The organism is Janthinobacterium sp. GW823-FHT06H09 (assembly GCF_058794735.1).
This window is the reverse complement of record NZ_JBXAHC010000002.1, coordinates 459546-471785: the sequence shown is the minus strand read 5'-3', so window position 1 is coordinate 471785 and position 12240 is coordinate 459546. Positions and strand designations below refer to the sequence as shown.

Annotated in this window: 10 protein-coding genes; 5 read left to right on the top strand and 5 right to left on the bottom strand. The window is 62.4% G+C overall.

What is annotated here, in order from left to right; genetic code table 11:
• Positions 1 to 54 precede the first annotated feature (54 nt).
• Positions 55 to 1356: a dicarboxylate/amino acid:cation symporter gene (locus AC1Q6X_RS04445; protein ID WP_492495359.1), complete on the bottom strand. Its 1302-nt coding sequence runs from the start codon at positions 1354 to 1356 to the stop codon at positions 55 to 57.
• A 263-nt stretch (positions 1357 to 1619) separates the two neighbouring features.
• Between AC1Q6X_RS04445 and AC1Q6X_RS04440 the strand changes: the two genes are divergently transcribed.
• From AC1Q6X_RS04440 to AC1Q6X_RS04430, 3 genes are read left to right on the top strand one after another with little or no spacing between them, the layout of a single operon-like run.
• Positions 1620 to 2501 (top strand): alpha/beta fold hydrolase, encoded by an 882-nt coding sequence (locus AC1Q6X_RS04440; protein WP_121669202.1) that lies wholly within the window; start codon positions 1620 to 1622, stop codon positions 2499 to 2501.
• Between the two features lie 54 nt (positions 2502 to 2555).
• Positions 2556 to 2906: a RidA family protein gene (locus AC1Q6X_RS04435; protein ID WP_070221557.1), complete on the top strand. Its 351-nt coding sequence runs from the start codon at positions 2556 to 2558 to the stop codon at positions 2904 to 2906.
• 32 nt (positions 2907 to 2938) lie between these two features.
• A complete protein-coding gene (locus AC1Q6X_RS04430; RefSeq protein WP_070221556.1) occupies positions 2939 to 5191 on the top strand; it encodes a RelA/SpoT family protein in 2253 nt (750 codons plus the stop codon).
• A 74-nt stretch (positions 5192 to 5265) separates the two neighbouring features.
• Here the strand turns inward: AC1Q6X_RS04430 and AC1Q6X_RS04425 are convergent, their stop codons facing one another.
• From AC1Q6X_RS04425 to AC1Q6X_RS04415, 3 genes are all read right to left on the bottom strand, one after another.
• Positions 5266 to 6216 (bottom strand): cation diffusion facilitator family transporter, encoded by a 951-nt coding sequence (locus tag AC1Q6X_RS04425; protein WP_070221555.1) that lies wholly within the window; start codon positions 6214 to 6216, stop codon positions 5266 to 5268.
• A gap of 116 nt (positions 6217 to 6332) precedes the next feature.
• Entirely contained in the window at positions 6333 to 7208 is an 876-nt protein-coding gene (locus tag AC1Q6X_RS04420; RefSeq protein ID WP_492495356.1) for a pirin family protein, read from the bottom strand.
• 57 nt (positions 7209 to 7265) lie between these two features.
• A complete protein-coding gene (locus AC1Q6X_RS04415; RefSeq protein ID WP_070287943.1) occupies positions 7266 to 7865 on the bottom strand; it encodes an FMN-dependent NADH-azoreductase in 600 nt (199 codons plus the stop codon).
• 114 nt (positions 7866 to 7979) lie between these two features.
• On the opposite strand from AC1Q6X_RS04415, the gene AC1Q6X_RS04410 reads away from it, so the two are divergent.
• The gene (locus AC1Q6X_RS04410; RefSeq protein WP_070311834.1) at positions 7980 to 8885 is read left to right on the top strand and encodes a LysR family transcriptional regulator; all 906 of its coding nucleotides are present in this window, start codon (positions 7980 to 7982) and stop codon (positions 8883 to 8885) included.
• A 17-nt stretch (positions 8886 to 8902) separates the two neighbouring features.
• Here the strand turns inward: AC1Q6X_RS04410 and asd are convergent, their stop codons facing one another.
• Positions 8903 to 9751 carry an archaetidylserine decarboxylase gene (gene asd, locus AC1Q6X_RS04405; RefSeq protein ID WP_070221551.1) on the bottom strand — a complete coding sequence of 283 codons (849 nt, stop codon included), beginning with the start codon at positions 9749 to 9751 and terminating at the stop codon, positions 8903 to 8905.
• Between the two features lie 381 nt (positions 9752 to 10132).
• Here asd and AC1Q6X_RS04400 point away from each other — a divergent pair, with 381 nt between their 5' ends.
• Positions 10133 to 12205 (top strand): TonB-dependent receptor plug domain-containing protein, encoded by a 2073-nt coding sequence (locus tag AC1Q6X_RS04400; protein WP_492495353.1) that lies wholly within the window; start codon positions 10133 to 10135, stop codon positions 12203 to 12205.
• Positions 12206 to 12240 lie beyond the last annotated feature (35 nt).

Below are 12240 nucleotides of genomic sequence, written 5' to 3'. Positions count from 1 at the left end.
CCGCAGATCGCTCTGCGGGGCTTTTCAATGGAGAGTACTGCTTGCTTGGCGGGTTTACTTGACGATATTGACGGTCGGTGCAACGTAGGCGTCCTCGGTCGGGTGGGTGGGATGGGCCAGCTCGCTGTGCAGCTTGTCCATGTCCAGTTCCTTTTCCCATTTCGACACGACGATGGTGGCCACGCCGTTACCGACAAAGTTGGTCAGCGCGCGGCATTCGCTCATGAAGCGGTCGATACCCAGGATCAGCGCCATGCCGGCCACGGGAATCGTCGGCACCACGGCCAGGGTGGCGGCCAGGGTGATGAAGCCGGCGCCCGTGATGCCGGACGCGCCTTTCGACGTCAGCATCGCCACGCCCAGGATGGTGAGCTCTTGCCAGATCGTCAGTTCCGTGTTGGTTGCCTGTGCAACAAACAGGGCGGCCATGGTCATGTAGATATTAGTGCCGTCCAGGTTGAACGAGTAGCCGGTCGGCACGACCAGGCCGACGACTGGCTTGGAGCAGCCCAGGCGCTCGAGTTTCTTCATCAGGGCCGGCAGCGCCGATTCCGACGAGCTGGTACCGAGCACGATCAGCAATTCTTCCTTGATGTACAACAAGAAGCGGCCGATGGAGAAGCCCGTGTACTTGGCGATCAGGCCCAGCACGACGAAGACGAACAGGAAGCAGGTCAGGTAGAACGAACCCATCAGTTTAGCCAGCGGGATCAGCGAAGCCAGGCCGTATTTGCCGATGGTAAAGGCCATCGCGCCGAACGCGCCGATCGGTGCGACTTTCATGATGATGTTGACCATGCCGAAGATGGCATGCGACAGTTCGTCGATCAGCTTGGTGACGGGACGGCCACGCTCGCCCAGCAGGGACAGCGAGAAGCCGAACAGGATGGCGATCAACAGCACTTGCAGGATGTCGCCCTTGGCGAAGGCATCGACGAAGGTCTTCGGGATAATATTCATCAGGAAGTCGACGGTGCTCATGCCTTCGGCGTGCGTGTATTGCGCGATCGACTTGGCATCGAGGTGGGCCGGATCGGCGTTGAAGCCGGCGCCCGGTTTCAGGATGTTAGCAACCAGCAAGCCGATGGCCAGCGCGAAGGTGGAGACCACTTCGAAGTACAGCAGCGCCTTGCCGCCCACGCGGCCGATTTTCTTGACGTCCTGCATGCCGGCGATGCCGGAGACCACGGTACAGAAGATCACGGGGGCGATGATCATCTTGATCAGTTTGATAAAGCCGTCGCCCAGCGGTTTCATGTCGACGGCGTTCGAAGGGTAGAACACCCCCAGCAGCACGCCAGCCACGATGGCGAACAGCACCTGCACGTACAGGATTTTATAGAATGGTTTTTTCACGAGTGGTCTCCTCTTGCGGGTTGATGCTGCGAATCATCCGCCCATTGGCAGGCGTGCTCAATTGTGGATAACCGCAGATATGCAGTTTCGCTATATCGGGTATTGCGCCATGGCGAATGTGCCAGTGCTATGCTGCGGCGCAGCATTTCAGCCGCGCGCTTGGAGCATTGCCCGCGCTGCGCTACACTGCCGTAGCGTCGCGCGCGGGACATCCCTTGGCAGGCAGAAAGCGGTGCTCTTTTTATATCGAATAAGGAAATCGAATGATCGAAGCGAGCATCAAATCCGTCCAGTGCATCTCCCCCGCAGGCCTGCACACCATGTCGTACAAGGAGTGGGGCGCGCCCGACAATCCGAACGTGCTCGTCTGCGCCCATGGCGTGACGCGCGTGGCGGACGACTTCGACAACCTGGCGCGCGCCATGGCCAGCGATTACCGCGTGATCTGCCCCGACGTGGTGGGACGCGGGCGCTCGGGCTGGCTGGCCAATCCCCAGTTCTACCGCGTGCCCCAGTATGTGAGCGACATGGTGACCCTGCTGGCGCGCGTGCTGGCCAATGGCGAGCGCCAGACGGTGGACTGGTTCGGCACCTCGATGGGCGGCTTGATCGGCCTGGGCCTGGCCTCGTTGCCGCACAGCCCGATCAGCAAGCTGGTATTGAACGATATCGGCCCGACCCTGGCGCCGGAAGCCTTGCAGCGCATCGGCGACTACATCGGCCAGGACTTGCGTTTCGATACCTTCGAGCAGGGCGCCAAATTTGTGCGCGACGTGTCCGCCAGCTTCGGCCCGCACACGGATGCGGAATGGCATAAACTGGCAGTCGATGTGTTGCGGCAGGACAAGGATGGCCATTGGCGCCGTCACTATGATATGGGACTGGCCATGCCGTTCCGCTCGGCCACGCCGGAATCGGCGGCCAGCGACGAAGCCATGCTGTGGGCCGCGTACGATGCCGTGCGCTGCCCCACCTTGCTGGTGCGCGGCTCGGAATCCGATCTGCTGTCGCACGCGACGGCGCAGATCATGCTGGGCCGCGGCCCGAAAGCGGAACTGGTGGAAATCGCCGGCGTGGGCCATGCGCCCACTTTCGTCCACGACGACCAGATTGCCATCGCGCGCAAGTTTTTGCTGGGCAAGTAAGAAGGCAACAAGCAATACCGCTGTACAGATTTTGAAACAACCGAAAGAAGAAGCATGGAAATTACACGACTGCACGTAGGCAAACGCCTTTCTGAAGTAGCGATACACAACAACACCATCTACCTGGCGGGACAGATCGCGGAAGACACCACGCAAGGCATCGTCGGCCAGACGCGTGAAGTGCTCGGCCACGTCGACCGTTTGCTGATGGAAGCGGGCAGCGACAAGACGTGCATCCTGTCGTGCCAGATCTACATTGCCGACATGAAGGATTTCGACGGCATGAATGAAGTGTGGGACGACTGGGTCGCTTCCGGCCACACGCCGCCGCGCGCCACCGTGGAAGCGAAACTGGCCAATCCGGCTTGCTTGGTAGAAATCGTCATCATCGCTGCAGAGCGCTAAGTTATTGAGTTGTTAAGTTTATAAGGTATCACATGGTTTCCATCTCGGCCCCGAATAGCGCCACCTCGGAACAACTGGTAGAGGGCTTGAGTGCGCCGGACTGCGCGCGCGTGCTGGACGCGCTCGCGTATGCCACCGCAGCGTATGGCGACAAGCAGACCTTTGCCGGCCGCTCCGCGCTGGACTTCGCCATCGGCGTGGCCACGACGCTGGCGTTCCTGCGCAGCGATGCGGAAACACGCATCGCCGGCCTGATGTTCGAGCTGACCTTGCTGGAACCCGACACTGCGGCCGACATCGAGCCGCGCTTCGGCAAGCAGGTGTGCGACCTGGCGACAGGCGTGCGCCAGCTGATCCGTTTGCGTGCGCTGACCCAGGCGCAGCACGGCGGCGCTGCCGGGCGCGGCAAGAATGCGGCGCAGCAAGCCGTGGCCCAGGTGGAAACCTTGCGCAAGATGTTGCTGGCGATGGCGTCCGACATGCGTGTCGTGCTGGTGCGTCTGGCCGCCTGCGTGACGACCTTGCGTTACTTTGCCGACTTAAAGCTGTTCAATGAAATGACGCGCGAGTACGGCAAGGAAACGCTGGATTTGTACGCGCCGCTGGCCAACCGCCTCGGCATCTGGCAACTGAAGTGGGAACTGGAAGATTTGTCGTTCCGCTTCATCGAACCGGAAGCGTATAAACGCATCGCCAAGATGCTGGAAGAAAAGCGCATGATGCGCGAGGGCTTCGTGTCCTCGGCGATTCTGCGCCTGCAGACGGAACTGGCTTCGGCCGGTATCCAGGCGGAAGTGTTTGGCCGCCCAAAACACATTTACAGCATCTGGAACAAGATGCGCGGCAAGGAGCTCGACTTCACGGCCCTGTACGATGTGCGCGCCTTCCGCGTCATCGTTGCCGACGTGAAAACTTGCTACACGGTGCTGGGCGTGGTCCACAATATCTGGACCCCCATCCCGAAAGAATTCGACGATTACATTTCGCGCCCGAAACCGAACGGTTACCAGTCGCTGCACACGGTGGTGACGGCCGAGGATGGCCGGCCGCTGGAAGTGCAAATCCGCACGAATGAAATGCACAGCTTTGCCGAATACGGCGTGGCTGCGCACTGGCGCTACAAGGAAGAGGGCGGCTCGAACTTTGCCGGCCAGAAGTACGATGAAAAGATCGCCTGGCTGCGCCAGTTGCTGGCCTGGAAAACGGAGGTGGCCGACGCCGTCGTGGGCCAGGAGGAAATCCAGCGCGAATGGGTGGAAAAGCTCAAGTCCGCCACCCTGGACGACCGCATCTTCGTCATGACGCCGCAGGCGCGCGTGCTGGAATTGCCCGTGGGCGCCACGCCCGTCGACTTTGCCTATCACCTGCACACGGACGTGGGCCACCGCTGCCGCGGCGCCAAGGTCGACGGTATCATGGTGCCCCTGAATACCCAGCTGAAGAACGGCCAGACCTGCGAAATCATCACGGCCAAGGGCGCGCCGGGCACGGCCGGGCCGTCGCGCGACTGGCTCAGCGCCGGCTACGCCGTCAGCACGCGCACGCGCTCGAAGATCCGTGCCTGGTTCCATGCCATCGACATGCAGGAAACCCTGGCCCACGGCCGCGCGCTGGTGGAAAAATCCCTGCAGCGCGAAGGCAAGACGGCCGTCAACCTCGAGGCGCTGGCGCAAAAGCTGGGCTTTGCCAAGGTCGACGAGCTGTTCCTGTCTGTCGGCAAGGATGAATTCAGCCTGCGCCACGTGGAGCAGGCGCTGCACGACAATGGTGAAGTGGTGGTGCCGGAAGACGCCGTGCTGGTGGGTAAAAGCCGCGCTTCCAGCGTGGAGCAGGGCGCCAAGTCCGGCGTGCTGGTGGTCGGTACGGAAGGCTTGATGACGGTGCTGGCCAAGTGCTGCAAGCCGGCGCCGCCGGACAGCATCGTCGGTTTTGTGACGCGCGGCAAGGGCGTTTCCATCCACCGCGCCACCTGTAAAAACTTCGAGGAAATGCGCGCCAAATCGCCCGAGCGCGTGATTTTTACCGAATGGGGCAGCACGGGCGGCCACGACACCGTGTATCCGGTCGACATCTTTATTCTGGCAGGCGACCGCCAGGGCTTGCTGCGCGATATCTCCGAAATCTTTTCGCGCGAAAAGATCAACGTCATCGGCGTCAACACCCAAAGCGCCAAGGGCCAGGCCCGCATGACGTTTACGGCCGAGATCAGCTCGACGGCGCAGCTGTTGAAGGCGCTGAATGTGATCAAGGATGTGAGTGGGGTCCTGGAAGCGCGGCGCAGTTAGTTGGAGTTACCCCGAGAGCAGAGGCTGGGGTCAGACCCGGCGGGTCTGACCCCGGTCTTTGCCGTTGGGTTCAATTAATGCGTCTTGTCACCCTGATGTAACCCCGCCATTGCCGCCGTCTCCGGCTGCAAAGTAATATGGTCGATGCCATGCTTGGCCAGCAACATCTTCTTGATCGCGCGCAAGACCTTCGGCCAATGGTCGAGGTGTTCGATTTCCACGTGGCCGATCAGGGCCGGTTGGCCCGGCGACATGTCCCACACATGCAGATCGTGCACGGCGATTACGCCGTCCACTTGCTCGACGTCCGTGCCCACTTCGATGTAGTCGATGTGCAGGGGCACGCCTTCCATCAGGAAGTGGTAGGACTCTTTCAATACCCCGAACGTCGATTTCAGGATCAGCAGCGATACCAGCACGGACAGCAGCGGGTCGATCTGCATCCAGCCCGTAAAGTAAATTACGGCGCCCGCGACGATGGCGGCGACCGAGCCGAGCAAATCGCCCATCACGTGCACGAGGGCGGCGCGCGTGTTCACGCTTTGCTTGTCTTTCGACAGTACCCACGCCACCACCACGTTGATCGCCAGGCCGATGAAGGCGACGATGAAGACCATGCCGCCCTTGACGGGTTGCGGGGCGGAAAAACGCAGCACGGCTTCATAGCAGATCCAGCCCACCACGCACAGCATGGCCAGGCCGTTGACGAAGGCGGCCAGTGCTTCGGCGCGGCCGAAGCCGAACGAGTGGCGCGGCGAGGGCGGGCGGCGCGCGATGATCTGCGCCAGCAGGGCCAGGCCCAGCGCGGCCGCGTCCGTGACCATGTGGCCCGCATCGGAAATCAGGGCCAGCGAATTGGACAGGAAGCCGGCCGCCACCTCGATGCCGGCAAATGACAGGGTCAGGCCCAGCGCCCACGCGAGGATGCTCTGGCTGCGCCCCTCGAAAGAGTGGGTGTGCTTGGCGTCGCCTTTCAGGTGGGCGTGCAAATGGGTGGCGTCGTGTTCGGTGTGGGTCGGCTGCATGGAATGCTTTGTTGAATGAGGTTGCCGCCAGTGTAATTGAAAAGCAACAACATAGTCGGCACGTAAAAAAACCTGCAGGCCTAAAGGCACTGCAGGTTTTTGCTGAGATACATCATTTACTGCGCGGCCGTCTCGCCAAACTTGCCTTCGCGGAAATCCTGTACGGCCTGGAATACTTCCGCCTGGGTATTCATGACAAACGGGCCATACTGCGCGATCGGCTCGTTCAAGGGCTGGCCGGCGACGAGGATCACGCGGCCGCCTTCCGGTGCCTCGATGCGCACGCCGTCGCTGCCCGGTGTGTTGGCGAAGATGGCCATGCGCAGGGCGGGCACGGCCTTGCCATCGACTCGCACTTCGCCGCGGAACGTGTACAGGAAGGCGTTATGGCCTGGCGGCAAGGGCTGCTCGAAGCTGCTGCCAGCTGGCAAGTCGATATCGAGGTACAGCGGTTCCGTCAATTCGCGCTGCACGGCGCCCGTCACGCCATGGCTCTCGCCGGCGATCACTTGCACGGCCACGCCTGCGTCCGTCGTGTAGCGGGGGATTTCGCTGCTCGTGAAATCGCGGTACCACGGCGTGCGCATCTTGTCGCGCGCGGGCAGGTTCAGCCACAGCTGAAAACCTTCCATCACGCCTTCTTCCTGCTCCGGCATTTCCGAATGGATCACGCCGCTGCCAGCCGTCATCCATTGCACGCCACCCGACGTCAGCAAGCCTTCGTGGCCCGCGCTGTCCTTGTGGCGCATGCGCCCCGTGATCATGTACGACACCGTCTCGAAACCCCGGTGCGGATGCTCGGGGAAGCCGGCGATATAGTCGTTCGGCTTGTCGCTGGCAAAGTTGTCGAGCATCAAAAACGGGTCGAGACGGCGCCGCAGCTGCTGCGTCAGCACGCGGTTGATCTTCACACCGGCGCCATCCATGACGGCCTGGCCGGCGATCACGCGCTCGACGGCGCGTGGCTTGTTGACGGTGGTGGTGTCGCTCATTGTTCTCTCCTCTAGGCCGGGACGGCGCCAGTGCGCCGTCCCTTTCACTGCTGGGAATTACACCAGGATCGCGTTGATCTCGGCGTCCGCTTGCGCTTGCGCCTTGGCCACGGCTTCCGGGCCCATGCCCATGCCTTCCGAATACACGTACTGTACGTCGGTCAGGCCCAGGAAGCCGAACATGGTGTTCAGGTAAGGCACCTGGCTATCGTTGGCGCTGTCGCGGTGCAAGCCGCCGCGGGACAGGCCCACGTAGACTTTCTTGCCGGTCAACAGGCCCACGGGACCGTTTTCCGTGTACTTGAAGGTGACATTGGCGCGGGCAATCGCGTCGAACCAGCTTTTCAGTTGCACGGTGATGCCGAAGTTGTACATCGGCGCGCCGATGACGATGACGTCGGCCGCTTGTACTTGCGCAATCAGCGCGTCGTCGAGGGCGATGCGGGCCGCCTGTTCCGGCGTGCGCTTGTCGGCCGGCGTGAACAGCGCTTGCAGGGTCGGCTCGTCGAGCACAGGGTGCGGTTGGGCAGCCAGGTCGCGGCGGACCAGGGCGGCGCCAGGATTGGCGGCTTGTACGCGGGCAACGATGGCGTCAGCCAGGCGGGTCGAGGCGGAGCCGGTGCTGCGGGCGCTGGAATTGATTTGCAGGATGTTCATCTTGTTTTCTCCGTTGTGAGGTGTCTTGCGATGGATGAACTATAGCAATTCCAAAAACCATCCGGAAGCCGTTAAAATGGATAACATTAATCCACTCATGGAACAATCAAAGCTATGGATATCGATCCCGGAGATTTATTGCTGTTCGCCCGCGTCGTCGAGTGCGGCAGTTTTTCGCGCGCCGCCGTGCGCGTGGACTTGCCCAAGTCGACCCTGTCGCGCCGTATCTCGCAGCTGGAAGCGAAACTGGGTGAGCGGCTGCTGCTGCGCACCACGCGCAAGCTGGCGCTGACGGAATTTGGCGCCAGCCTGCTCGAACATGCGCGCAAGGTGGTCGAGGAAACGGAAGCGGCCGGCGCGCTGGCCCAGCACCGCCAGGCGGGACCCAGCGGCTTGCTGCGCATTTCTATGCCGGCCGACTTCGGCGACGCGCTGATGCGCCAGGTGCTGGCCGAATTCGTGCGCCGCTATCCGGCCATTTCGCTGGAACTGGACTTGTCGGCGCGCCGCGTGGATTTGCTGGAAGAGAACTTCGACCTGGCCATCCGCATGGGCAACTTGCCCGACGACGCCAGCCTGTCCGCGCGCCGCGTGGCCTTCAGTACGCTGGCCTTGTATGCCTCGCCGCAATACACGAGCGTGCACGGCTTGCCCGAGCATCCCGACGATCTGTACGGTCACGATTTACTGAGCTTGCCGCGCGCCGTGCATGGCCTCGTGCATTGGACTTTGATCCGCGGCAAGACGACGTGGGAGCGCGATCTGCCCGTGCGCTTGCTGGCCAATTCGCCGGAACTGCTGGTGCGCATGGCCTGCACGGGCGTGGGCATCGCGGCCAGCACGGACCGCTTTGCCAAGGCCTATGTGGCGACGGGGGAATTGGTGCGCGTGTTGCCGGAGTGGAGTTTTCCGCTCGTCACGGGTTGGGCCGTGTTTCCCGGCCGGCGTTTGATGCCGGCCAAGACGCGGGCATTTCTCGATCTGATGGAAGAGATGTATCAAACGGACGCGCCCGTGTAGGCGCGCATCCTGTTGGCTTAGCTGGGCACGTTGCCCATGACTTCGCCCAGTTGCACGGGGCCGGCCGGTTGCCAGTTGGCGTTGAATTGCACGGTGTCTTTCGGGAACAGCATGACGACGGTGGAACCGAGCAGGAAGCGGCCCAGCTCTTCGCCCTGTTTCAGCACGACATTGTCGTTCGCATAGCTCCAGTCGCGGATCTCGCCCGTGCGGGGCGGGTTGACGACGCCGTGCCAGACGGTGGCCATGCTGCCGACGATGGTGGCGCCCACCAAGGTCATGACGAAGGGGCCGTTGGCCGTGTCGAACACGCAGACGACGCGCTCGTTGCGGGCGAACAGGCCGGGAATGCCGCGCGCCGTCGTCGGGTTGACGGAGAACAATTCACCGGGCACATAAATCATGCGCGTCAAGCGGCCGTCGCACGGCATGTGGATGCGGTGGTAGTCGCGCGGGCTCAGGTACAGGTTGGCGAAGCTGCCATGTTCGAACTGGGCCGCCAGGGCCGCGTCGCCGCCCACCAGGGCCGTGGTGCTGAAGTTGTGGCCCTTGGCCTGGAAGATCTGGTCCTTGTCGATCTTGCCGAACTGGCTGATGCGGCCATCGACGGGGCAGATGTAGTCGGCCTTGGCCAGCGGACGGGCATCGGGGCGCAGCGCGCGCGTGAAAAAGTCGTTGAAGCTCGTGTAGTGCGTGATGTCCGGGTCCAGCGCCTCATCCATGTTGACGTTGTAACGGCCGACGAACCAGCGGATCAAACGGGTGGTCATGGCGCCGCCTTTGGCGCCGGCGATCCGGCCGGCAAAGTTGGTCAACGCTCCTTTTGGAAGCAGATATTGAGGCAGGACGGCAAGACGGTCAGACACGATGGGAAGCCTTTGACGGGGTGATGGGAACAATGGTGAAAACGCATTATAGCGGCGATGTGGCGCGCAATGATATGCGCCGTATGCAAGGGGGCGTATCGCAGCCTGCCGCCGAATTTAATTTGCTATAGGAAATATTTTCAGGAAACTGTGCCAGTCAGAAAAAATTACAGCACAATACGGCGGCCTGTTTTTTAGCTTTCAGCCATTTTTATTCAGCCAACTTTTTTCAGTCAGGTCATGATGCCACGCCGTTGCCTCCGCCTCACCGTCCTTTGTTCCGCCGTTTTACTTGCATGGAATGCCCATGCCCAGCAATCCGAAACGCCGGCCGTTGATACCGCCGCCGTGCCGTTGAAGGCCGAAAAGGCTGAAAATCCCATGCAAACCGTCGAAGTCAAGGGCAGCGGCTACGATCCGCGCCGCGACGATACGGCCAGCAAGATGATCGTGGGCAGCGAGGAAATCCTCAAGTATGGCGACACGAACGTCACCGACGTGCTCAAACGCTTGCCCGGCATTACCGTGTCCGGCGCGGCCGGGCGCTCGGGCGGCGAAATCCGCATGCGCGGCCTGGGCAGCGGCTACACGCAGATATTGCTCAACGGCGAACGGGCGCCGGCCGGTTTTTCGCTCGACACCCTGTCGCCCGACGTGATCGAGCGCATCGAGATCCTGCACGCGGCCAGCGCCGAGTACAGCACGCAGTCGATCGCCGGCACCATCAATGTGGTGCTCAAGAGAGCCGTGAAGACGGCGCAGCGCGAACTCAAGCTGGGTGTGCAAGGCAGCGACGTGAGCTTTTCGCCCAGCGTGAATCTGCAACTGTCCGACCGCGACGGCAATTTTTCATACTCGCTGGCCGGTTCGCTGTACCGCTACGACTACCATTACGACAATCCCGGCCTGGAACTGGGCTACGCGCCCGACGGCCGGCAAAACCTGCTGCGTCGCACGAACGGCACGGGCGATGGCCGCCCGGAAGGCATCAATCTGTCGCCGCGCCTGAACTGGGTGCTGGCCAACGGCGACAACGTGACGGCGCAATTCTTTTTCAACGGCGGACGCTCGAATCACCGCAATTTCAGCCGCGCGGAAACGGAGCAGGGCGTGCGCCCCGATTACGACACGAATACGGGCAGCTCCAGCAACCACAACGCCTTCGGCCGCAGCGACCTGACGTGGATGCACAAGCTGGCCGGCGGCGCCAAACTGGAGCTGAAGATCGGCGCCTCGGCCGCCCGCAACACGTCCGACAGCCTGCAGCAAGGCTTTATCGACGGCAGCGGCCTGGCGCTCGAGCGCAAGGTGGGCGTGAAGGCGACGGAAAACGGCGTCAGTTCCACCGGCAAGTATTCCTCGCCCTTGCTGCCCGGCCATGCCCTGTCGATGGGCTGGGATGGCGCCTACACGGAGCGCGAGGAAACGCGCCGGCAGCGCGAAGCGGCCCTGGGCGTGCGTCCGCCCGTCAACAGCGACGAGGGTTTCGACGCCACCATCAAGCGCCTGGCCCTGTACGTGCAGGATGAATGGGAAATCACGCCGCGCTGGTCCATGTATGCGGGCGTGCGCTGGGAAGGCATCGATACGCGCAGCGCGGGCGATACCTACGACGAAGTGAACCAGCGCACCAGCGTGTGGAGCCCGCTGCTGCAAACCCTGTGGAAGTTGCCCGATACCAAGGGCGACCAGGTGCGCCTGGCCCTGACGCGCACCTACAAGGCGCAGCCCACGGCGAGCCTGATTCCGCGCCGCAATACCTCGACGAACAACAGCCAGACGGACCCTGACCGCGAAGGCAATCCCTACCTGAAACCGGAACTGGCGCTGGGCATCGACGCTTCCTACGAGCACTACTGGGCCGAAGGTGCCTTGCTCAGCGCGCGCGCCTCGGCCCGCCGCATCGATGGTTATACGCGCCAGGGTTTGTTGTTCATCAATGAGCGCTGGGTCTCCACGCCCGTCAACGATGGCCGCGCCAATACGCAGACACTGGAACTGGAAGCGAAGTTCCCGCTGCGCGCCGTGCTGGCCGCGCCCGTGCCGGCCATCGACCTGCGCGCCAGCGTCAGCCGCAACTGGTCGCAAGTGGAGCAGGTGCCGGGGCCAAACAACCGGCTCGACCAGCAAACGCCCGTCAGCGGCAATGTCGGTCTCGACTACAAGACGCCGGACGGCGTCTTGACCACGGGCGGCAGCTTCAACTTCCGCAATGGCGGCCCCGTGCGCATCACCGAGCGCCAGAGCGCCTACACGTCGCCGCGGCGCGACCTCGACATTTATGCGTTGTGGAAATTCGATGCGAAGAACCAGCTGCGCCTGGCCGTGTCTAACCTGCTGGCGCAAGACTTCGAAAGCGACACCATCTATACGGATGCCAGCGGCACGATCGTGCGCAACAGCATTTCGCCGAGTTCGCCGCAGGCGCGCGCGACCCTGGAAATGAAGTTTTGACGCGTTTGTTTTAACGGTGAAACCCCGGCCGGCAT